Genomic DNA, 18725 nt, shown 5'->3' on the forward strand with positions numbered 1-18725 from the left:
TGATCGTGCCGGCCGCGGTGTCTGCATGCACGGCGGGGCCAAACATCGTCGGTACAACACATGCATGCGGCAGACTTGCGAATAAGCGACGTTCCGTCGTCCGGCCGGGGGAAGCAGCAAGCGGGCGGCGGCGGACGTTTTTTAATCCGGAGCATCTTTCCGGTCACCGTCGACAGACGGTTTCGGGGGGCGAATCGACAGACGGCGAAGTCCGCGGCGATTGCGCCAACAGAAAAGCGCCACGAGGGCGCTTTTTTCTTTTGGTGCGGCGGTTTTCGGCCCGCGCGGCGGCGCAAGGCGAAGACGCGTTACGCGCCTTCGTCGGCCTGCAGCGCACCGGGCGCGACGACGTCGACGCCGGCCGCTTCGAGCGCCGTGCGGATCCGCTTCGCGAACGCGAGCGCATGCGGCCCGTCGCCGTGCAGGCAGACGGTCTGCGCATTGAGCGGCACCCACTCGCCGCTGACCGCGCGCACCTGCCGTGCGCGCACCATGTCGAGCGTACGCGCGAGCACCGCTTCCTCATCGTCGATCAGCGCGCCGGGCTGGCTGCGCGGCACGAGCGAGCCGTCCGCGCGGTAGCCGCGGTCGGCGAACACTTCCTCCACCGCGGCGAGCCCCGCGTGCCGCGCGGCCGCGACGAACACGCTGTTCGCGAGCCCGAACACGGCCAGCGACGGATCGAAGTCGTGGATCGCGGACACCACCGCGTCGGCGATCAGCGGATCGCGCGCGGCCTGGTTGTACAGTGCGCCGTGCGGCTTCACGTGCGCGATGCGGCCGCCTTCGGCCTGGGCGATCGCCGACAGCGCGCCGAGCTGGTACAGCACGCCCGCGTAGATATCGCCGGCCGGCAGCTGCATTTCCTTGCGGCCGAAATTCTCCGGATCGTGAAAGCTCGGGTGCGCGCCGATCGACACGCCTTTCTGCACGGCCCAGCGCACGCAGTCGCGCATCGCGTTGGCGCCGCCCGCATGCCAGCCGCACGCGATGTTCGCCGACGTGACGAGGTCGAGCAGCGCCTCGTCCGATCCGCATCCTTCGCCGAGATCGGCATTCAGATCGATTTCCATGGTGTTCCTCGTCCACTGATGGCGTGGCGCGTCCTCCGTGTTGCTTCCGCCATTGTCACGCCGCGCGCGACTGCGCGCGGCGGCGCGCTTCCTCGCGCATCTCGATCGCGACGTCGATCTGCCGCAGATACGCACGTTCCGCCGTCAGGCCGGCGCGCGCGGCGTCGGGTGTCGTGCGCACGAAGCGGATCGGCAGGTTGAGCCGCGCCTGTGCGAGTTTCCAGAGATCCGCGCGGATCACCGTGCCGATCTTCGGATAGCCGCCGGTGGTCTGCGCGTCGTGCATCAGCACGATCGGCTGGCCGTTCGGCGGCACCTGGATCGTGCCGGGCAGCACCGCGTGCGACAGCAGTTCGGCCGGCCGCTCGCGCACCAGTTCGGCGCCGGCGAGACGATAGCCCATCCGGTTGCTGTTCGCGGTGACGAGCCATTCCTCGTCCCAGAACGCCTGCTGCGAATCGGTCGCGAACGACGCGTAGTCGGGGCCCGGCAACACGCGCACGGGCATCGCCCACGGCGCATGCGCATGCGCGGGCCGGTGGCGGCGCGGCGGCTCGTCGACGCGCGCGAACGCACACCACGTGGGCGCCTTCACGCCGAATTCGGGCGCGTCGGCCGCGAGGCAGCCGGCGCCGGCCGGCGGCACGCCGACCGGGAGCCGATCGCCGTCGCGCAGCGCGCGGCCGCCGAGGCCGCCGAAGCGCGACGCGAGATCGGTGCTGCGCGAGCCGAGCATCGGCAGCACGTCGATGCCGCCCGCGACGCACAGGTAGCCGCGCATCCCGCGCTTCGCGGCCGGCAGCACGAGTGTCTGCCCGGCGTCGACCGGCAGGCTCCACCACGAATACACGGGCTGGCCGTCGAGCGTCGCGCCGAATTCGGTGCCGGTGATCGCGATGCGCGTCGCGCGCGTGAAGCGGAACGCGGCCGGGCCGATCGTGATCTCGACGGCCGCCGCGTCGGGGCGATTGCCGACGAGCCGGTTGCCGACTTCGAGCGCGAGGCTGTCGAGCGCGCCGCCCTGCGCGACGCCGAGATGGCGCGTGCCGCGGCGGCCGAGATCCTGCACGGTCGACAGCGGGCCGGCGCGGACGACCTCGATCGTGCCGGCTGCGGTGCTCTGGCTCATGTCGCGTCGACTCCCGCAATGGTGAAGCGCACGCGGTCGCCGGGCAGCAGCAGCGTCGGCTGCGCGCGCGTCGGGTCGAACAGCACGTGTGACGTGCGGCCGATCAGTTGCCAGCCGCCAGGCGAGCTGGCCGGATAGATGCCGGTTTGCGCGCCGCCGATGCCGACCGAGCCGGCCGGCACTTCCAGCCGCGGCGCCGCGCGGCGCGGCGCGTGCAGCGACGCATCGAGGCCGCCGAGATAGGCGAAGCCCGGCTGGAAGCCGATGAAGAACACGACGTATGCGCCGGCCGCGTGACGCGCGACGACTTCGTCGGCGGACAGCCCGGTATGGGCGGCGACGGCCGCCAGGTCGGGGCCGGCCGCGCCGCCGTATTCGACGGGGATTTCAACCTCCCGGCCGTCCGCGTGCTCGACGTCGGCGGTTTCCCATGCGTCGCGCAACGCCGGCGTGAGCGACTCGGCGGTCGCGGCGAGCGCGTCGAACACGAGCGTCAGGTTGTTCATGCCCGGCACGACGTCGATCACGTCGGGCCACGCGCGCGCGGCCTCGGCGACGGCCCAGACGCGGCGCTGGCAATCGAGCGTGGCGGGCGGCGGCACCTCGCACACGAGGGCGGCATCGCCGAGCGGATAAATGCGGGGTGGCGTCATCGGACTGGCACGGTTCGGACGGCAATGTTAGCGCACATTGTCAATAAAATATCGACAACTTCCCAATAAGCGTTTTCGCCTAGCCCGTATGTCCGGGCTTCTGGCGTACACTCGGCACACCCCGTCATCCGGCTTGCGCCGCCTTTCCATGAAGCGTCCTGCGACCAAGATCGTGTCATCCGAACACCTCGTTTCCGATTCGAGCGCGGAGCTGTCGGAACTCGAATACGGGCTCATCATGGCCGGCAACGCATTCAACCGATGGATGGTGCGCTGCATGTCGGCCGCCGGGGCGAAGGACATGACGGCGGTCGAGGTGTCGCTGCTGCATCACGTGAGCCATCGCGAACGCAAGAAAAAGCTCGCCGACATCTGCTTCGTGCTCAATATCGAGGATACGCACGTCGCGACCTATGCGCTCAAAAAACTGATCGCGCGCGGCTATGTGAAGAGCGAGAAGAGCGGCAAGGAAGTGTTCTTCTTCGCGACCGACGCGGGCCGCGACCTGTGCCTGAAGTATCGGGAGGTGCGCGAGCATTGCCTGATCGAGACGCTGAAGGACAGCGGCCTCACCAACGCGCAGATCGGCGACGCGGCGCAATTGCTGCGCCACGCATCGGGCCTCTACGACACGGCCGCGCGCGCGGCGGCGTCGCTGTAAACGATTGCGAACCGGGCGGTGAACGCGGTGGCGCGCGGCATGCCGCTCACGCGGCGTCGCGCGCCGCGTCATCCGGCGGCCGGGTACAGCGCGCCGTCGGTCACGATCCAGCGCATCGCGAGATCGTGCGCCTCGGCCGGCAGCGCGTCCACGCGGCACGCTTCATAGGCGATGCCGACCGTCACCGGCAGCGTGGCGCCCGGCCACACCGCGAGCGTGCGGTCGTAATAGCCGCCGCCATAGCCGAGCCGGTAGCGCTGCAGATCGAATCCCACGCACGGAATCAGCAACAGGTCGGGCACGACGACGATGCCCGATGCCGGCTCCGGAATCCGGTGATGCCCTTCGCGCATCGGCGTATCCGCATCCCACGCATGGAACGCGAGCGGCGTGTGGCGCGCGCCGATCACCGGCAGCGCAGCGCGGCGGCCGGTGCCGGCCGCGGCCCACGCGAGCACGGCGTCGCGCGCGTCGAACTCGCCCGGCAGCGGCCAGTAGAAGCCGACCGTGCGCGGCGCGAGGCGTTCGAGCAACAGGCGCAGCCGCGCGTCGAGCGCGGCGTTCGCGGCGGGCTGCGACGCGGCGTCGCGACGCGCGCCGGACAGCGTTTTGCGCAGCGCAACCTTCGGGTTCGGCACAGGGTTGCATGCTATGCTTTCGCTCACTTCGTGCTCCATTCAAAACGATGTCGAACAGCCTTTTCCGAGTATATCGCGCGGTCGCGCTCACGCTTTCGGCCGCCGCGCTCGTCGCGGGCACGGCCGCGTGCGCCGCGCCGAACGACGACACGCTCGCCGGGGACGACCAGATCTTCGTGCAGCTTCGCGAAGCCGCGCGCCGCAACGACGCCGCGAAGGCCGCGCAGCTCGCGTCGATGATCCCGAACTATCCGGTCCCGTCCTACGTCGAGTATTTCCAGATCAAGCCGCAGCTGTTCGATTCGACGGGCCGCGCGCGCATCGATGCGCCCGACGCACCCGTGCAGTCGTTCCTGCAGCGCTACGACGGCCAGGCGATCGCCGACCGCCTGCGCAACGACTACCTGCTGGTGCTCGGCGCGCGCCACGACTGGCGCAACTTCGACGACCAGTACAAGCGCTTCGTGCTCGACGACGACACGCAGGTCAAGTGCTACGCGCTCGAATCGCGCGCGGCGCGCGGCGAGAACGTCGCCGATGCGGCGCGTGCGCTGCTCGTCGAGCCGAAATACTACGGCGACGCGTGTGTCGACCTGATTACGGCGCTCACCGTCAACCAGCAGTTCACGAGCGACGACGTGTGGCAGCAGGCGCGCCTCGCGTACGAGCAGAACTACACGACGCTCGGCGGCAAGATCGTCGACGCGCTCGGCCCGCGCCCGGCAGGCTTCGACCAGGCGACCAGCGCGCCGCCGCTGTATCTCGCGCGCGGCGTCGGTCCCGACGCGGCCTCGCACCAGCTCGCGCTGATCGCGCTCGGCCGCATGGCGCGCAACGATCCGGATGCGGCGGCCGGGATGCTGACCTCGGTCGCCGGTTCGCTGACGAAGCCGGAACAGGCGATCGCGTGGGGCGCGATCGGCTACCAGGGTGCGATCAAGCGCTCGCCGCTCGCGTCGGTCTGGTATGCGAAATCCGCGAACGCGCCGCTGTCGAATCCGGGCTACGAATGGCGCACGCGCGCCGCGCTGCTCGCCGGCAACTGGCCGATGGTGCGCTGGTCGATCGAGCAGATGCCGCCGTCGCTGCGCGACGATCCGGCGTGGATCTACTGGCATGCGCGCGCACTCAAGCAGAGCGGCGACACGCTGCAGGCGAACCAGGAATTCGAGCAGGTCGCGGGGCAGTACAACTTCTACGGGCAGCTCGCCGGCGAAGAGCTCGGCCAGCGCACGACGATCCCGCCGCGCACGAAGGTGAGCGATGCCGAGGTCGATGCGATGAGCAAGATCCCGGGCTTCGCGCTCGCGCAGCGCTTCTACGGGCTGAACCTGCGCCTCGAAGGCAACCGCGAATGGAACTGGCCGCTGCGCGGGATGACCGATCGCCAGCTGCTCGCGGCCGCCGCGTACGGCAAGCGCATCGACCTGCTCGACCGCACGGTCAATACGGCCGATCGCACGAAGGCCGAGCACGATTTCACGCTGCGTTATCCGTCGCCGTATCGCGATATCGTCGAGCGCTATGCGCAGTCGACGGGCCTCGACGTCGAATGGGCGTATGGGCTGATCCGCCAGGAATCGCGCTTCATCATCAGCGCGCGTTCGTCGGTGGGCGCGGGCGGGTTGATGCAGTTGATGCCGGCCACCGCGCAGATGGTCGCGAAGAAGCTCGGGATGGGCACGATCACGCGCGCGCAGATGCATGACATCGATACCAACATCCAGCTCGGCACCTGGTATCTGGCAGACATCTACAACAACTTCGACAGCTCGCCGGTGCTGGCGACCGCCGGTTACAACGCGGGCCCGGGCCGGCCGCGCCAGTGGCGCCAGGTGTTGACGCAGCCGGTCGAAGGCGCGATCTTCGCGGAGACGATTCCGTTCAACGAGACGCGCGACTACGTGAAGAACGTGCTGTCGAATACCGTCTACTACGCGGCGCTCTTCGAGGGCAAACCGCAGTCGTTGAAGAAACGCCTAGGCATGATCTCGCCCTGATCCGCAATCTTCACACTGCCGCGCGAGACGCGGCAGTGTTTTAGGGGCGGTTCACGCGAATAACGGGCCCTTCTGGCGGCCAGCCCCGCGAATGATTTTTTCCAAACGGGGCAAGGCTCGTTCGCAAGCCCGTTATTCGCGTGAACCGCCCCTTGGAGGAGTCGAACATGGATGATCGCCAGACCGTCGCGCTATTGGGCGGCACCGGCTTCATCGGCAGCCGGCTCGTCAATGCGCTGATCGACGCCGGCAAGCAGGTGCGGATCGGCACGCGGCGCCGCGACCATGCGCGCCACCTGCAGATGCTGCCGGTCGAGATCGTCGAACTGGACGCGCTCGATACGCGCACGCTGGCCCGGTTCGTCGCCGGCGCGCACGCGGCCGTCAATCTCGTCGGCGTGCTGCATGGCGGCCACGGCACGCCGTACGGGCCCGGGTTCGAGCGTGCGCACGTCGCGCTGCCGGCCGCGCTGGCCGCCGCGTGTGTCGAAGTCGGCGTGCGGCGCGTGCTGCACATGAGCGCGCTCGGCGCCGATTCGCACGGCGCGAGCATGTACCAGCGCTCGAAGGGCGACGGCGAGGCCGCGCTGCATGCGGTCGCGGCGACCGATTCGCTCGCGCTGACGATCTTCCGTCCGTCGGTCGTGTTCGGCCCCGGCGATGCGTTCCTCAACACCTTCGCGAACCTGCAGCGCACGCTGCCCATTCTGCCGCTCGCGATGCCCGACGCGCAGTTCCAGCCGGTGTTCGTCGGCGACGTCGTACGCGCGTTCGTCAACACGCTCGATCTCGTGGCCGCGCACGGCCGGACCTACGAGCTCGGCGGCCCGACCGTCTACACGCTCGAGCAGCTGGTGCGCTATTGCGGCACGCTGGTCGGCCGGCAGGCACGCATCGTGCGCTTGCCGGACGCGCTCGCGCGGCTGCAGGCGCGTGTGTTCGAAAGCCTGCCCGGCGAGCCGGTCATCACGCGCGACAATCTCGCGTCGATGTCGGTGCCGAACGTGCTGTCCGGGCCGCTCGCGCCGGAACTCGGGCTGTCGCCCGCGAGTCTCGAGAGCATCGCGCCCGCGTATCTCGGCCATGCCGCGCGGCGCTCCCGCTTCGACTGGTTCCGCTCGCGCCGCTAGGCATCGCGGGCCGTCGCCTTCCGTCATTCACTTTCGCGCTTTTCGGAGCCTCGCCATGAAACTCGTCATTGGAGACAAGAATTACTCGTCGTGGTCGATGCGGCCGTGGCTGCTGCTCGCGCATTTCGGCATCCCGTTCGACGAGATCGCGGTCGAGCTGCGCCGCGACGACACGTCCGCGCGTATCCGCGAATATTCGCCGACCGGCAAGGTGCCGTGCCTGATCGACGATCACGGCATGGCGATCTGGGATTCGCTTGCGATCGCCGAGACGCTCGCCGAGCGCTATCCGCAGTTCCCGATGTGGCCGGCCGATCCGCTCGATCGCGCGCATGCGCGCTGCATCTCGGCCGAGATGCACTCGGGCTTCGCCGCGCTGCGCACGCAGATGGGCATGAACGTGCGCGCGTCGATGCCGGGGCGCGGCGCGACGCCCGATGCGCTCGCCGACGTCGCGCGCATCGACGCGCTGTGGAGTGCCTGTATCGAGGCCTCGGGCGGGCCGTTCCTGTTCGGTGAATTCGGCATCGCCGATGCGATGTACGCGCCTGTCGTGATGCGCTTCAACACGTACGCGCCGCCGCTGTCGCCGGATGCGGCCGGGTATGCCGCACGCGTGACGGCGCTGCCGGCCGTGCAGCGCTGGATCGACGCCGCGCGCCGCGAAACCAACGTGATCGCCGAGTACGAACCCGCACCATGAACATCTATGCCGTAGGCGGAGCGATCCGCGACGAATTGCTCGGCGTGCCGGTGCAGGACCGCGACTACGTGGTGGTGGGCGCGACGCCCGAGCAGATGGCCGCACAGGGCTTCCGGCCGGTCGGCAAGGATTTCCCCGTGTTCCTGCATCCGGACACGCAGGAGGAATACGCGCTCGCGCGCACCGAGCGCAAGACGGCGGCCGGCTATCACGGCTTCCAGTTCTATTACGCGCCGGACGTGACGCTCGACGAGGATCTCGCGCGGCGCGACCTGACGATCAACGCGATGGCGCGTGAGGTGAGCCCGGCAGGCGCGCTGATCGGGCCGGTGATCGATCCGTTCGACGGGCAGGCCGACCTGCGCGCGCGCGTGTTCCGGCACGTGGGCGACGCGTTCGTCGAGGACCCGGTGCGGATCCTGCGGATCGCGCGCTTTGCCGCGCGCTTCGCGGATTTCACGGTCGCGGACGACACGCTCGCGCTGATGCGGCGCATGGTCGACGCGGGCGAAGCGGACGCGCTGGTGCCCGAGCGTGTGTGGCAGGAGATCGCGCGCGGGCTGATGGAGGCGAAGCCGTCGCGGATGTTCGCGGTGCTGCGCGCGTGCGGCGCGCTCGCGCGCATCCTGCCCGAGGTCGATGCGCTGTGGGGCGTGCCGCAGCGCGCCGACTATCACCCGGAAGTCGATACGGGCGTGCACGTGATGATGGTGGTCGACTATGCGGCGAAGCAGGGCTATTCGCTGCCGGTGCGCTTCGCGGCGCTCACGCACGATCTCGGCAAGGCGACGACGCCCGCCGACGTGCTGCCGCGCCACGTCGGCCACGAAGGCCGCAGCGTCGACCTCATCAAGCCGTTGTGCGAGCGGCTGCGCGTGCCGAACGAATGCCGCGATCTCGCGCTGGTGGTCGCGCGCGAGCACGGCAACCTGCATCGCGTGATGGACATGGGCGCGGCCGCGCTGGTGCGGTTCTTCGAGCGCAGCGACGCGCTGCGCAAGCCGGCACGCTTCGCCGAGCTGCTGCAGGCGTGCGAGTCGGACGCGCGCGGCCGGCTCGGGCTCGACACGCAGCCGTATCCGCAGGCCGAGCGGCTGCGCGTGGCGCTGGTCGCGGCGCGCAGCGTCGACGCCGGCGCGATCGCGCGCGGCGTCGGCAACGAGGCGATGCAGATCAAGGACGCCGTGCATCGCGCACGGGTCGAGGCCGTCAAGCAGGCGCTGGCGATCGGGGAATAGTCGGGCGGAGGCGGCCGCGATTCGGTACCGGAATCCGGTGTCGCGGCCCGATGCCGCGCATCGTGCGGCTCGGCCGGGCCGCGCGGTGCGCCACCCGGCCGCCAGCCATCACTTTTTCGTGCGGGCGGTGGCGCGGGCCGGCGTGGCTGCAGCCGGACGCTTGCCGGTCGGGGCGACCGACTTCCCGGCAGCGGGCTTGGCCGCCGCGCGGGCCGGCGTGTCGGCGCGCTGTTGCGCGTCCGTATCCGTATCGGCATCCACGTTCACCGTCACGGCGCGTTCGCGTGTCGGCGCCGCTTCGCGGCGGCTCACGTGCGGCTCGCCCGGCATCGCGCCGGCATCGCGCGCGAGCAGCCTGAGCTTCAGCGCCGCGGATCCCGGCTCGGCGCAGTCGTCGCCGAACAGCGGCAGCGTGCCGACCGCGATCAGCTCGGCGGGCCCGTCGCCGACATTCGCGACGCGATGGCGCTTTCTCGCATCGAAGTGCAGCGAATCGCCGGGCGACAGCGGGTAATCCTTCTTCCCGATCGTGTAGCAGAGGCGGCCGGCCAGCACGTACACGAACTCGTCGCCGCCGTGCGCGACCCATTCCGAACGATAGCCCTCCATCATCCGGACCTTGAGCGCGTTGATCTGGCTGCCGTCGAAGGTGGTGGACAGCCGCTCGTACCACTGCGACGCGGCATCGACCGCGTACGGCTCGCGGCGGCCCGCGTGCGAGTCGGGCTGCGCCTGGCGCGGCTGGTCGATCAGCGCGCCGAGCGGCACGTCGAGCGCCTTCGCGACGTTGACGAGCGATGACAGCGAGATGCCCGTGAGACGGCGTTCGACCTGGGACAGGAAGCCGACCGACAGGTTCGCTTCGGTCGCGACTTCCAGCAGCGTTTTCTTCGCTTCCCGGCGCAGGCGGCGGATGCGCTGGCCGATACGCATGATGTCTGAATCCATGAATCTCTTTGGTGGCAACGAACCGGAAGGCGAGCGGAGGGGCGGGGCAGTCGCCGGAACGTTGCGGGCCGCGAATCGCACCGGCCCGGCCGTCGGGCGGACGATGCCGGCGCATTGTACCGCGCCGCCTTCCCGCGCCGCATCGGCAATTTTAGCCCTACGAAAATTTTAGCTTGACCTCAATTTGCGCGTGCTCTAGATTCTGTCGCGCGCATCAAACAAAGTTAAGTGAGACAAAAATTATACCGAGGGCCGGCCGCTGGATCGGCACCGCGGCCCGGCTGCCGGCCGGGCCTCGCGTCGTCCACGCACGGGCGGCGTGCTGCTGCAGGCTCGCGATGCCACGCGATGCCACGCGATGCCGCCGGCCGCCGACGACAATCCATAACAGGTATCGCGATGATCGATCGACTGAAATACAGTTTCTCCGGCCTTCCCTCGTATGACGCGCCCGTCGCCGACACGCAGGCCGGCCTGTCGCGCGTGCTCGACGCGCTGCGGCTCGACGCCGTGGTCGTCACGTCGCAGGACGAATACATCACCGAATACCTGTCGCGCCGCAACAACCCGCGCTACGCGGTGTCGGGCTTCGACGGCTCGGCCGGCTGCGGGATCTTCCTGAGCGCGGCGACCGCGCAGGCGCTCGGCCTGCCGCCGTTCGTGCTGTTCGTCGACGGCCGCTATCACCTGCAGGCCGAACAGCAGTGCGACCCGGCGCAGGTGCGGATCGAGAAGCTCGGGATGCACGTGACGATCTGGCAAGCGCTGGCCGACTGGCTGGTCGCGCACGCGAGCCGGCTCGCGCGGGTCGGCTACGACGCGCTGCGGATCAGCGTCGGGCAGCGCGATCGGCTCATCGAGCGGACGCAAGCCGCGTCGCTCGACTGGACGAGCCTCGTCGAGCGCGAGATCGACCGCGCGATCGCGCTGCCGGGCTGGGTGGTCGAGCGGCCGATCTTCGAGCTGCCGGACGCGATGACCGGCGCGAGCGTCGCGCAGAACCTCGACGCGCTGAATCGCCGGCTCGCCGCGCACACCGGCGCGGCGCCCGGCCGGACCGCGTTCTTCACGTGCGCGTCGGACGATCTCGCGTACCTGCTGAACAGCCGCGGCTATCACATTCCGAATGCGTCGTCGCACCTGGGCTTCCTGTTCGCGATCGGCGAGCAGGTCGCGCTGTTCTTGCCGGAAGGTTGCGACGGGTGCCCGGTCGAGCTGGCGTCGTATCCGGCGCTGCACGTGATCCGGCGCGATTTCGCCGAACTGGAGCGCTTCCTCGCGCAATTCGCGGTCGATCACGTGTGCTACGGCTTCGAATCGGTCAACTGCGCGCTCGTCGAGTCGGTGCGCCGCGTGTGGCCGCACGCGCGCCACGCGGATTTCAACCCGGTCGAGGCGTTGCGGGCCGGCAAGACGCCGGCGGTGCTCGACCGGTTCCGCGACGCGTTCGCGCGCAGTTCGGCGGCGATCGCCGAGACGATGCGCTGGGCGAAGGCCGGGGAGCCGGGGCAGCGCCATACCGAATACGACCTGGCGCGCGCGATCAACGATGCGTACGGCGCGCGCTCGGCGGTCGCGCTGACGTTCCCGTCGATCGCCGCGAACGGCGCGAACAGCGCGTTCGCGCACTACACGGCGGCGAGCGCCGACGTCGCGCTGACGGAAGGCGAACTCGTGCTGCTCGACAGCGGCGCGTACTACGACGCCGGTTTCGCGACGGACTGCACGCGCGTCGTGCTGCGCCGCACGCAGCCGGAGACGGTCGCGCAGCCGTGGCAGCGCGAGATCTACACGGTCGCGCTGAAGGCGTGCATCAAGGGGCTCGTCACGCGTTTCCCGAAGACGGCGACGGGCGGCGACGTCGATGCGGCGGTCCGGCAGGTGTGCCGCGACCATGGCTACGATTTCGGCCACGGCACCGGGCACGGCGTCGGGATCCACGTGCACGAGGGCGGCGTGCGGTTCGCGCCGGGCGCGCAGCACGGACTGGTGCCGAACGCGGTGATTTCGGTCGAGCCGGGCATTTACTTGCCGGGCAAGGGCGGCGTGCGGATCGAGAACATCGTGATCGTGCGCGCGGACGATCACGCAGCGGACACGGTGGCGTTCGAGAACCTCGTCACGGTCGGCTACGACTGGGACCTGATCGACGTCGACCTGCTGACCGACGACGAGCGCGCGTATCTGCGCGACTACGAGCGGCTGTGCGTGGAACGCGGGACGCAGGTCACGGCGTGTCCGCTGCTGTAAGACGGGGCGGGGGCGCGCGGCCGCGGGCGGGCCGCGCGATGCACGGCCGGCGCATCGGCGCGCCGGCGTGACCGGTACGTCAAACCGTCAGCGCGTCAGCGCGGAGACGCGCCCGTCGGGCCCGTAGACGCCGGCCGGCGCGGGCGTCGAGCGCAGCACCGCAAGCGCGCGGTCGTTGTAGTCCATCCGGATCCGGATCAGCATCCCGTTGGTCGCGTTGGCCTGGCGCGCGCGTTCGGCGGCCTGCAGCAGCAACTGCCAGCGGCCGGCGAGGCGTGCATCGCGCTCGGCGGCCTGGTCCATGCCTTTCTTGCCGGCCGGAAAGCCGAGCGCGGACAGCTGCGTGTCGCGCGTGCGCTCGAGCTGCGCGAGCCGGTCGATCAGCACGCTCTTCTTCTCGACGATGCCGGGCAGCATGTCGAGCGGCTGTGCCGTCGTCAGTGCCTTTTCCTCGTAGGCGAGCAGGGACGCGAACGCTTCGACCGTCGCGTGTTCGTCGTTGACCGTGGCCAGCAGCTCTTCTCTCATCGCGTCATGCTCGTCGTGCCGGCACGCGTTCCCGCATGCCGGCAAACCAGGGGACCGGTCCGGGCGTGACGGGCCTCGGGCCGGCTCAGTTGCCCTGCGAGCGCTGCTGTTGCAGCAGGTCGCGGGCGGTATTCAATACGCCGTCGGCGATCTTGTTCACGTCGATCGTCAACGTGCCGTTGTTCAGCGCGTCCTTGATCGACTGGACGAGGGCCGTGTCGATGTCGGCGCTGCCGGAGGCCGACGCCGAACGCAGCTGGCCGGACAGGCCCGACAGGTTCACGGTCGTGTCGCCGCCGGTCGATCCAGCGTCGGCCGCCGGTGCGGACGACGACGAAGCCGCGCCGGATTGCGCGCGGGCCGCGCCGTTGCCGGTCGGCGCGAGTGGGCTCGGGTTCGGAGTGGAATCGATCTTCACGATGGGTTTCCTGTACGGTATGACCCAGATAACGGCCGGGTCGGCCCGAACTTTAGCACCGTGAGCCCGAAATTCTCCGAATAAACAATTCTTTGCAATCTTGCGGCGGGATCCGGCCCTACAGCGGAATTTCCACGGTTCCGGCGTCCTTCACGATCGCCGTGACGATCTGCCCCGCGGCCATCCTGACCCGCACCGACTGGCCCGGTGCCGCGTTCGCGAGCGCGCTGCCCTCGGCCGAGATCGTGAAGCCGGGCCCGGCCGCGACGACCCGCACCGACTGGCCGGCCGACACCGACGCGGCGCTCTTCAGCATGTCCTGGCGCAGCGGCAGCCCGGCCGCGATGCGCGCGAGCGCGGTCGCGCCGACCGCCTGCGCGGGATCGGTGATCACCGCGAGCGGCAGCACCGTCAGGTCGCCGTCGCGCGCGACGAGGTCGGCCGCGGTGAGCGGCTCGCCGGGCGTGATCTGCCGCGCGGCGACGTAATAGGTGGCCTGCACGGCAACCTTCGCCTGCAGATAGACCGTCCACGGCCGTTCGCCCGCGCAGCGCACGCCGACCGTCGTGCGGCCCCACAGGCGCGCGCCGGTCGGCAGGAACGGCTCGAGCGTCGTGCAGGCGGCGAGCCCGCGCGGAAACGCGGCCGCGACGGTCGCGGTGGTCTTGCCCGGCAGGCCCGCGACCTGCTGCTGCAGGAACGCGAGGGCCGTGCGCCGGATCGACTCGGGGTCCTGCTGGCCGGGCGGCGTGGCCGCCTGGGCCGGGTGGGCGGAAGCCGCCGGCGTGCGCGGCGCCGGCGCGGTCGAACCGGCGCGCGCCGCCGCCATGCGCGCGGCGACCGCCGGCCGAGCGGCATTCGACGCGGGTTCGGCCGTACCGGCGACGACGGTCGCGACGCTGCCCGGGTCGACTGCGCGCTGCGCGCCATACGCGGCGTTCGCGCCCGCGGCTGCATAGACGGGGCGTGGCGCCGGTGCCGGCACGGTGGCCGGCGGCGGAACGCTCGTCACGGCCATCGCGCCGGCCGGCTGCGGCGCGTAGCCGGTAGCGGCCACGCCGGCCGTACCCGCGGCGCCGCCCGCCATCGCCATGCCCGTCCCGACAGCCGCTCCCGCGTTCCCGCCGAACTGCCCGCCGCGCGCCGCATTCGCATGCGCGAGCGCGGCTTCGGCCGACTCGCCGCGTCCGGGAATCACGATCATCCCGTCGTCCGCGTGCGCGACCGGCGCCGCGAGCCACAGCGCCGCGGCGAGCGCGAACGCACGGCGCACCCGCATGCCGCGTCCGGGGTTCCCGCGAAGTGCGCTGCCTGTCATTGCCGTGTCCTCGAAGCCGTTGATCCGATTCGCATTCTAGGGAGCGCGGCCGTCGCGCAAACGATGAATAGAGGGGGCCTTTGCCGCGTTATTCGCCCGATTGCCGGTTGCGCCCGGCGCCTACCATCGCTGTCATGGAAAAAAGCCTCTTGGGTTGCCATCCGGCGCAAGGGGCGTGCAGCGCTTCATACGGAGAGACGCACACATGCTGGACAAACTCGATGCCGAATTCGCGTTCGGCCGACAGGCGCTCGACGTGCGCGCCTATCGGCAGGAACTGCTGTCGTCGAACATCGCGAACGCCGACACGCCCGGCTACCAGGCCCGCGACGTCGATTTCGCGTCGACCCTCGCGCGTTCGCTGAAGCAGACCAGCGGCGGTCTCGCGCCGAGCAATGCCGCGCAGCTGCCGATGGCGCAGCCGGCCGGCGTGACCAGCGGGATGACGATGGTCTCGACGGCGCCCGGCCACATGGCCGGCACCGCGAAGCTGATTCCGACGGGCGGCCCGGCCGACGACTACGGTCGCGCGCAATACCGGATGCCGCTGCAGCCGTCGCTCGACGGCAACACGGTCGATCTCGACGTCGAGCGCGTGCAGTTCGCGAACAACGCGCTGCACTACGAGACCGGGATGACCGTGATGACCCAGCAGATCAAGGCGATGATCGCCGCGATCTCGACGAACTCGTAAGCGCGCCGCTTTCGCACCCGCCGCTTTCGCCCTCGAACCAGGAGCCTCCATGCCCTCGTTGATGAACATCTTCGGCGTCGCCGGTTCGGCGCTGTCCGCGCAATCGCAGCGCCTGAACGTCACCGCGTCGAACCTCGCGAACGCCGACAGCGCGACCGGCCCCGACGGCAAGCCGTACAAGGCCAAGCAGGTCGTGTTCGCGACCGACCCGCTGGGCGGCGCGCGCACCGCGTCCGGCCAGGGCGTGGGCGGCGTGCGCGTGTCGAAGGTGGTCGACGACCCGTCGCCGATGAAGTCGACCTACGACCCGGCGAACCCGGCCGCCGACGCGAACGGCTACGTGCAGATGCCGAACGTCGATCCGGTGCAGGAGATGGTGAACATGATCTCGGCGTCGCGCTCGTACCAGGCCAACGTCGAGACGCTGAACACCGCGAAGACGCTGATGCTCAAGACGCTGACGATCGGCACGTAAGCCGCGCGCCGACTGCCCCTTCCATACCGAGACCCGGACCGACCGTTCCGACACAAGGCCCCCCAGGATGACTTCCTCCAGCACGACGATCGGCAGCAACGGCACCAACGTGTCGACCCTGCCGACCGACACGATGAACACCAACAACGTGTCGACGACCGGCACGTCGGCCGGCGACCTGCAGGCGACGTTCCTGAAGCTGCTCGTCACGCAGCTGCAGAACCAGGATCCGACGAGCCCCGTCGACAGCTCACAGATGACGTCGCAGCTCGCGCAGATCAACACGGTGAGCGGCATCGCGCAGCTGAACACGTCGCTCACGTCGCTGTCGACGCAGCTCGCGGCCGGCCAGCAGACGCAGGCCGCGCTGCTGATCGGCACGAACGTGCTCGCGCCGGGCAACAGCGTCGCGGTGAAGAGCGGCGCGGCGTCGCCGTTCGGCGTGTCGCTCGCGAGCGACGTGTCGAACCTGACGATCACCGTGAAGAACAGCGCGGGCGCCGTCGTCAACACGATCAAGGCGGGCGCGCAGTCGGCCGGCACGGTGCCGTTCAACTGGACGCCGACCGATGCGGCCGGCAATGCGCTGCCGGACGGCAAATACACGGTCAGCGCGTCGTACACCGACAGCAACGGCACGCCGCAGACCGTGACGACGCTCGCCGCCGCGCAAGTGCAGAGCGTGGTCAAGCAGGCGGACGGCACGGCGGGGCTCGTGCTGTCGAACGGCTCGACGGTGGGGCTGACCCAGGTCGCGTCGATTTTCCCGAACACCGCGTCGTCGTCGTCCGGCGGCACGACCACCACCAACTGATCCAGCTTTCTCGAAAACGGAGACCGAAATGGGTTATCAACAGGGTCTGAGCGGCCTCGCCGGCGCCTCGAACGCGCTCGACGTGATCGGCAACAACATCGCGAACGCGAACACGGTCGGCTTCAAGTCGAGCACCGCGCAGTTCTCCGACATGTACGCGAACTCGGTCGCGACGTCGGTCAACACGCAGATCGGGATCGGTACGACGCTCGCATCGGTGCAGCAGCAGTTCGGCCAGGGCACGATCAACACGACGAACGCGTCGCTCGACGTCGCGATCAACGGCAACGGCTTCTTCCAGATGTCGAACAACGGCGTGACGACGTACTCGCGCGACGGCACGTTCCAGCGCGACAAGAACGGCTACATCGTCAACTCGGCGGGCGCGAACCTGATGGGCTACGCCGCCGACAAGAACGGCGTGATCAGCACCGCGCAGACCGTGCCGCTGCAGGCGCCGACGACCAACATCGCGCCGACCGCGACGACCAAGATCTCGGCCCAGTTCAACCTGAACTCGCAGGACACGACGCCGACCAAGACCCCGTTCAACGCGACCGACACCACGACGTACAACTACTCGACGTCGATCCAGGTGTACGACTCGCTCGGCGGCTCGCAGGCGGTCAACATGTATTTCGTGAAGTCGGCGGCCGGCACGTGGGAAGCCTACGCGGGCCCGCAGGGCGGCGCCACGACCGACCTCGGCACGGTCACGTTCGACTCGTCGGGCGCGATCCAGAGCACGACGACGGGCACGCCGGCCGCGCCGACCGCATCGCTCGGCCAGTTCCAGTTCACCGTGCCGAACACCGACGGCTCGGCCACGCCGCAGACGCTCACGCTCGACCTGACCGGCACCACGCAGTACGGCGGCAAGGACGGCGTGAACAACCTCGCGCAGGACGGCTATGCGAGCGGCACGCTGACGACCTTCTCGATCGGCGCCGACGGCAAGCTGACCGGCAACTACTCGAACGGCCAGACCGCGGTGCTCGGCCAGATCGTGCTCGCGAACTTCAACAACCCGAACGGGCTCGTCAACCTCGGCGGCAACCAGTACGCCGAATCGTCCGCATCGGGCGTGCCGCAGATCTCCGCGCCGGGCAGCACGAACCACGGTTCGCTGCAGGGCAGCGCGCTCGAGAACTCGAACGTCGACCTGACGTCGCAGCTCGTCAACCTGATCACCGCGCAGCGCAACTACCAGGCGAACGCGCAGACGATCAAGACGCAGCAGACCGTCGACCAGACGCTCATCAACCTGTAATGCGCGGATAACCGGCAGCCATGGACCGACTGATCTACACGGCGATGACGGGCGCGTCGCAGTCGCTCGACCAGCAGGCGATCGTCGCGAACAACCTCGCGAACGCATCGACGACGGGTTTTCGCGCGCAGCTCGCGACCTATCGCGCGGTGCCGATGAATTTCGGCGACGGCAGCAACATCGACCCGACGACGACGCGCACCTACGTGCTCGCGTCGACGCCCGGCGCGGACTACGCGCCGGGCCCGATCACGCGCACCGGCAACCCGCTCGACGTCGCCGTGCAGGGCGCCGGCTGGCTGTCGGTGCAGACCGCCGACGGCAGCGAGGCGTACACGCGCGCGGGCAACCTGCACGTCGACGAAAACGGCCAGCTCGTCAACGCGAGCAACCTGCCGGTGATCGGCAACGGCGGCCCGATCTCGGTGCCGCCGAACGCGGAAGTGACGATCGGCAAGGACGGCACGGTGTCCGCGCTGATGCCGGGCGACCCGCCGACGGCGGTCGCGATCGTCGACCAGATGAAGCTCGTGAACCCCGACCCGGCCACGCTCACGCGCGGCAACGACGGGCTGTTCCGCACCGCCGACGGCAATCCGGCCGATGCCGACCCGAACGTGGTCGTCACGCCGAATTCGCTCGAAGGCAGCAACGTGAATCCGGTGACCGCGATGGTCGCGATGATCGACAACGCACGGGCGTTCCAGCTGCAGTCGAAGCTGATCCAGACGGCCGACCAGAACGAGCAGTCCGCGAACCAGCTGCTCAACTTCAGCTGAGCGGCA

General features: G+C 69.6%; 19 protein-coding genes. 11 read left to right on the plus strand and 8 right to left on the minus strand.

Annotated features, from left to right (window positions below; all coding sequences use genetic code 11):
* Window positions 1-308: 308 nt before the first annotated feature.
* From pxpA to pxpB, 3 genes are read right to left on the minus strand one after another with little or no spacing between them, the layout of a single operon-like run.
* Window positions 309-1073: a 5-oxoprolinase subunit PxpA gene (pxpA, locus tag ACTJKF_RS14860; RefSeq protein WP_440624267.1), complete on the minus strand. Its 765-nt coding sequence runs from the start codon at window positions 1071-1073 to the stop codon at window positions 309-311.
* A 55-nt stretch (window positions 1074-1128) separates the two neighbouring features.
* Entirely contained in the window at window positions 1129-2202 is a 1074-nt protein-coding gene (locus ACTJKF_RS14865) for a biotin-dependent carboxyltransferase family protein (RefSeq protein ID WP_440624268.1), read from the minus strand.
* On the minus strand, window positions 2199-2855 hold the full coding sequence (pxpB, locus tag ACTJKF_RS14870) for a 5-oxoprolinase subunit PxpB (RefSeq protein WP_440624269.1): 657 nt from the start codon (window positions 2853-2855) through the stop codon (window positions 2199-2201). Before pxpB ends, ACTJKF_RS14865 begins: the two co-directional genes overlap by 4 nt.
* A 148-nt stretch (window positions 2856-3003) precedes the next feature.
* Between pxpB and ACTJKF_RS14875 the strand changes: the two genes are divergently transcribed.
* Window positions 3004-3516: a winged helix DNA-binding protein gene (locus ACTJKF_RS14875; protein WP_440624271.1), complete on the plus strand. Its 513-nt coding sequence runs from the start codon at window positions 3004-3006 to the stop codon at window positions 3514-3516.
* Between the two features lie 68 nt (window positions 3517-3584).
* Here ACTJKF_RS14875 and ACTJKF_RS14880 read toward each other — a convergent pair whose 3' ends face one another.
* Window positions 3585-4193, minus strand: coding sequence for a 5-formyltetrahydrofolate cyclo-ligase (locus ACTJKF_RS14880; RefSeq protein ID WP_440624272.1), 609 nt, complete (start codon window positions 4191-4193; stop codon window positions 3585-3587).
* A gap of 8 nt (window positions 4194-4201) precedes the next feature.
* On the opposite strand from ACTJKF_RS14880, the gene ACTJKF_RS14885 reads away from it, so the two are divergent.
* The 4 genes from ACTJKF_RS14885 to ACTJKF_RS14900 all read left to right on the plus strand — a co-directional run bounded on the left by ACTJKF_RS14885 (window position 4202) and on the right by ACTJKF_RS14900 (window position 9225).
* Window positions 4202-6154 (plus strand): transglycosylase SLT domain-containing protein, encoded by a 1953-nt coding sequence (locus ACTJKF_RS14885; RefSeq protein ID WP_440624273.1) that lies wholly within the window; start codon window positions 4202-4204, stop codon window positions 6152-6154.
* A gap of 167 nt (window positions 6155-6321) precedes the next feature.
* Complete coding sequence (locus ACTJKF_RS14890; protein WP_440624274.1) at window positions 6322-7284, plus strand: complex I NDUFA9 subunit family protein; 963 nt, start codon at window positions 6322-6324, stop codon at window positions 7282-7284.
* Window positions 7285-7339: 55 nt separating this feature from the next.
* Window positions 7340-7987 (plus strand): glutathione S-transferase family protein, encoded by a 648-nt coding sequence (locus ACTJKF_RS14895; protein WP_440624275.1) that lies wholly within the window; start codon window positions 7340-7342, stop codon window positions 7985-7987.
* On the plus strand, window positions 7984-9225 hold the full coding sequence (locus tag ACTJKF_RS14900; RefSeq protein ID WP_440624276.1) for a multifunctional CCA addition/repair protein: 1242 nt from the start codon (window positions 7984-7986) through the stop codon (window positions 9223-9225). Before ACTJKF_RS14895 ends, ACTJKF_RS14900 begins: the two co-directional genes overlap by 4 nt.
* A gap of 108 nt (window positions 9226-9333) precedes the next feature.
* On the opposite strand, the gene ACTJKF_RS14905 is transcribed toward ACTJKF_RS14900, so the two are convergent.
* Window positions 9334-10173: a helix-turn-helix domain-containing protein gene (locus tag ACTJKF_RS14905; protein ID WP_440624277.1), complete on the minus strand. Its 840-nt coding sequence runs from the start codon at window positions 10171-10173 to the stop codon at window positions 9334-9336.
* 399 nt (window positions 10174-10572) lie between these two features.
* Between ACTJKF_RS14905 and ACTJKF_RS14910 the strand changes: the two genes are divergently transcribed.
* A complete protein-coding gene (locus ACTJKF_RS14910) occupies window positions 10573-12423 on the plus strand; it encodes a M24 family metallopeptidase (protein ID WP_440624278.1) in 1851 nt (616 codons plus the stop codon).
* Between the two features lie 87 nt (window positions 12424-12510).
* Here ACTJKF_RS14910 and ACTJKF_RS14915 read toward each other — a convergent pair whose 3' ends face one another.
* The 3 genes from ACTJKF_RS14915 to flgA form a co-directional block, all read right to left on the minus strand.
* Window positions 12511-12951 carry a flagella synthesis protein FlgN gene (locus ACTJKF_RS14915; RefSeq protein WP_440624279.1) on the minus strand — a complete coding sequence of 147 codons (441 nt, stop codon included), beginning with the start codon at window positions 12949-12951 and terminating at the stop codon, window positions 12511-12513.
* An 85-nt stretch (window positions 12952-13036) separates the two neighbouring features.
* Window positions 13037-13369 carry a flagellar biosynthesis anti-sigma factor FlgM gene (flgM, locus tag ACTJKF_RS14920; protein ID WP_440624280.1) on the minus strand — a complete coding sequence of 111 codons (333 nt, stop codon included), beginning with the start codon at window positions 13367-13369 and terminating at the stop codon, window positions 13037-13039.
* Between the two features lie 118 nt (window positions 13370-13487).
* On the minus strand, window positions 13488-14687 hold the full coding sequence (gene flgA / locus ACTJKF_RS14925) for a flagellar basal body P-ring formation chaperone FlgA (protein ID WP_440624281.1): 1200 nt from the start codon (window positions 14685-14687) through the stop codon (window positions 13488-13490).
* A 205-nt stretch (window positions 14688-14892) separates the two neighbouring features.
* On the opposite strand from flgA, the gene flgB reads away from it, so the two are divergent.
* The 5 genes from flgB to flgF all read left to right on the plus strand — a co-directional run bounded on the left by flgB (window position 14893) and on the right by flgF (window position 18719).
* Complete coding sequence (flgB, locus tag ACTJKF_RS14930; protein WP_440624282.1) at window positions 14893-15381, plus strand: flagellar basal body rod protein FlgB; 489 nt, start codon at window positions 14893-14895, stop codon at window positions 15379-15381.
* A 49-nt stretch (window positions 15382-15430) separates the two neighbouring features.
* Complete coding sequence (gene flgC, locus ACTJKF_RS14935; RefSeq protein WP_440624283.1) at window positions 15431-15856, plus strand: flagellar basal body rod protein FlgC; 426 nt, start codon at window positions 15431-15433, stop codon at window positions 15854-15856.
* A 67-nt stretch (window positions 15857-15923) separates the two neighbouring features.
* Window positions 15924-16670, plus strand: coding sequence for a flagellar hook assembly protein FlgD (locus ACTJKF_RS14940; protein ID WP_440624284.1), 747 nt, complete (start codon window positions 15924-15926; stop codon window positions 16668-16670).
* A gap of 28 nt (window positions 16671-16698) precedes the next feature.
* Window positions 16699-17940 carry a flagellar hook protein FlgE gene (gene flgE / locus ACTJKF_RS14945; RefSeq protein WP_440624285.1) on the plus strand — a complete coding sequence of 414 codons (1242 nt, stop codon included), beginning with the start codon at window positions 16699-16701 and terminating at the stop codon, window positions 17938-17940.
* A 20-nt stretch (window positions 17941-17960) separates the two neighbouring features.
* Entirely contained in the window at window positions 17961-18719 is a 759-nt protein-coding gene (gene flgF, locus ACTJKF_RS14950) for a flagellar basal-body rod protein FlgF (protein WP_440624286.1), read from the plus strand.
* The last annotated feature ends 6 nt before the right edge of the window (window positions 18720-18725 follow it).

Origin of the sequence: Burkholderia sp. 22313 (genome assembly GCF_052045245.1) — a bacterium.
Taxonomy (GTDB): domain Bacteria; phylum Pseudomonadota; class Gammaproteobacteria; order Burkholderiales; family Burkholderiaceae; genus Burkholderia.